This window comes from Pseudoxanthomonas taiwanensis (assembly GCF_010093135.1).
In the GTDB taxonomy this organism is placed as follows: Bacteria; Pseudomonadota; Gammaproteobacteria; order Xanthomonadales; family Xanthomonadaceae; genus Pseudoxanthomonas; species Pseudoxanthomonas taiwanensis.
Genome location: NZ_PDWK01000128.1, coordinates 1 through 2,546 on the forward strand (window position 1 = coordinate 1; position 2,546 = coordinate 2,546).

The following is a 2,546-nucleotide window of genomic DNA, read 5'->3' on the forward strand; positions in this document are numbered from 1 at the left end:
GGGGAAGGGAACGGGGCGGGGGTCAGGATGCGGGTGTGCGTCCGGCGTCCAGGGCGAAGCAGGCCTGCGGCCGTTCCTGCGGCGGCGTGAACTTGACCGGCACCTGGATGGTCCGCTCCAGCGGCTGGCCGTTGCGGGTGGCCGGGCGGAATTTCCAGCCCTGCACCGCCTCCCGGGCCAGCCGGTCCAGCTCCTCGTTGCCACTGGTGCGCAGCAGGGTGATCTTCGTCGGCGGGCCGGCGGTGCCGATGGTCCCGTTGAGCACGGTCTGCCCGCCGATGCCGGCGCAGGCCAGCGCCAGCGGGTACTCCGGCGGCGGGGTGTCCACCGCGGTGACCTCGGTGGGCGGGATCACCGGCCCGGCCGGGCGGTCGGCATCGCGGCCGCAGGCGGCCACGGCCAGGGTCGCGGCGGCCAGGGGTGGAAAGGCGGGACGGCGGGCCATGGTTCAGTCCTCCAGCAGGGCCGCGGCCTTGGCCGCGCAGATGAAGTCGTTCTCGGTCAGGCCGCCGGCGTCGTGGGTGGAGAAGCGCACCACCACGCGGCCGTAGTGCACCGAGAGGTCCGGATGGTGGTCCTCGCGGTGGGCGATCCAGGCCAGCGCGTTCACGAACGCCATGGTGCGATGGTAGTCCGGGAAGGTGAAGGTGCGGACCAGCGCCCGGCCTTCCTCGGCCACCTCCCAGCCGGGGACCTGCGGCAGCAGCTCGGCGACCCGGGCCGGGGTGAGCCGGTGTTCGCGGCCGCGCGGCATGCAGTGGGCCTGCACCAGCGGGATGAGGTCTGACATTGATGTTCTCCGTCGCAGTGCCTGAACGCTCCGTTCGCCGGACGGGCGCGCTGGGCGCCAGCCGGGCGGCGGGATGGGACTAGAATACTCCGCATGATCAACATCTCCGACACCGCGCAGGCCCACTTCCGCAAGCTGATCGAACGCGAGGCCATTCCCGGCCTGGGCGTGCGCCTGAGCGCGGTCAACCCGGGCACCCCGCGCGCCGACGCGCGCCTGGAGTTCGCCGAGCCGTCCGAGCTGGCCGGCAACGAGTGGGCGGTGGACTGCGAGGGCTTCACCCTGTACGTGGACGCCGACAGTGTGCCGTGGCTGGACGGGGCGGAGATCGACTACGTCCACCAGGGCACCAGCGCCCAGCTGACCATCCGCGCGCCGAAGATCAAGGGCGAGGCCCCGGGCGCCGAGGCCTCGCTGGTCGAGCGCGTGCGCTGGGTCATGGAGAACGAGATCAATCCGCAGCTGGCCTCGCATGGCGGCCACGCCACGGTGCAGGAGGTGTCGGCCGACGGCGTGGTGGTGCTGCGCTTCGGCGGCGGCTGCCATGGCTGCGGCCTGGCCGACGTGACCCTCAAGCAGGGCATCGAGAAGACCCTGATGGCCCGCGTGCCCGGCGTGACCGCGGTGCGCGACGCCACCGACCACGCCAGCGGACAGGCGCCCTACATGCGGCGCGGCGGCGCGGGCTGACAGGGGCGACGGTCGCGTGGCGAAGGCGGCCGACATCATCCAGGCGCTCATCGAGCGTTCGCCACGCCGTCTGCTGCTCGAACGCCACACCGGGCTGCCCTGGGGCTGGGCCCTGTGGCTGCGCGCGCAGCCGAAGGCCCCGGCCCGGTCGCTGCCGAGCGCGCGGGAGATCGCCGGACTGCTGGCCGGGCGGCCGCCGTCGCCGCCCGCGGCCGGCGAGAGGCTGACGCTCTGGCGCGCCTTCCTCGCGCTGTGGCGGCAGGGCTGGGCGCCGGCCCCGCGCGACGAGCGTCCGCTGCGTGCCGCCGCCTGGGCCGGCAGCATCGCCATGCACCTGCTGTTCGCCGTGGCGCTGGTGTGGGTGGCGCTGGTGCGGGCGCTGCCTCCGGCGCCGCCGGCCGCCGGGGGCGGGGACGAGCGCGTGCAGGTGGGCTTCAGCGGTCGCGGCGATCCCAGTGCGCCGCAGGCCGGCGGGGAAACGGCGGCGGACGCCGCCGGTACCGCCACGCCCGCCGAACCCGCACCGGCGGCCGCTCCGCCGGCCACCGCGTCTGCGCCCCGGGCCGCCGCCGCCCCCGCGCGCACCGCGCCGGAGCCGGTGCCGGCCGAGACCAGCGCGCCGGTGGAGGCCGAGCAGCCGGTGCAGGTGACCGAGGTCGAGGTGCCCACCTTCGACTACGTGCTGCCCCCCACACGCCGCGCCCCGGCCGCGCCCGAGCCGCCGGAGGTGACCCTGCGCCCGCGCGAGGTGCCCCTGGTGGTGGCCCCGCGGCTTGAGGTGCCGCAGCCGCGCCCGCCTGCCGTGCCCGAGCCGCGGGTGCGCGAACCGGAACTGCGCCCGCGCGAGGTGCCGCTGGTGGTGGTGCCGGAAGTGCAGCTGCGGCCGCGGCCGCTCGACGTGCCGGCGCCGGCCGTGCGCGAGCCGGAACTGCGTCCGCGCGAGGGGGCCGGGCCGATGCCGGAGCCGCGGCCGGCCGCCGCGGCCGTGCCGCTGCCGCAGGTCGAGGCGGGGGCCGCGCCCGCGCCCGGGGCAGGCCGGGCCGGGCCGGGGGGCCCCCGCGCCCGC

3 protein-coding genes and 1 pseudogene are annotated in these 2,546 nt (G+C 76.7%); 2 read left to right on the forward strand and 2 right to left on the reverse strand.

The window, feature by feature from the left end; all coding sequences use genetic code 11:
* Positions 1-22: 22 nt before the first annotated feature.
* Together CR938_RS14130 and CR938_RS14135 are read right to left on the reverse strand one after the other, a co-directional pair.
* Entirely contained in the window at positions 23-445 is a 423-nt protein-coding gene (locus CR938_RS14130) for an energy transducer TonB (RefSeq protein WP_162125596.1), read from the reverse strand.
* A 3-nt stretch (positions 446-448) separates the two neighbouring features.
* Positions 449-790, reverse strand: a complete 342-nt coding sequence (locus CR938_RS14135; protein WP_162125597.1) for a 4a-hydroxytetrahydrobiopterin dehydratase — start codon at positions 788-790, stop codon at positions 449-451.
* Positions 791-883: 93 nt separating this feature from the next.
* On the opposite strand from CR938_RS14135, the gene CR938_RS14140 reads away from it, so the two are divergent.
* Positions 884-1,480 carry an NfuA family Fe-S biogenesis protein gene (locus CR938_RS14140; protein WP_162125598.1) on the forward strand — a complete coding sequence of 199 codons (597 nt, stop codon included), beginning with the start codon at positions 884-886 and terminating at the stop codon, positions 1,478-1,480.
* Positions 1,481-1,496: 16 nt separating this feature from the next.
* Positions 1,497-2,546 (forward strand): annotated as a pseudogene (locus CR938_RS14145) (hypothetical protein); the annotation flags it as partial.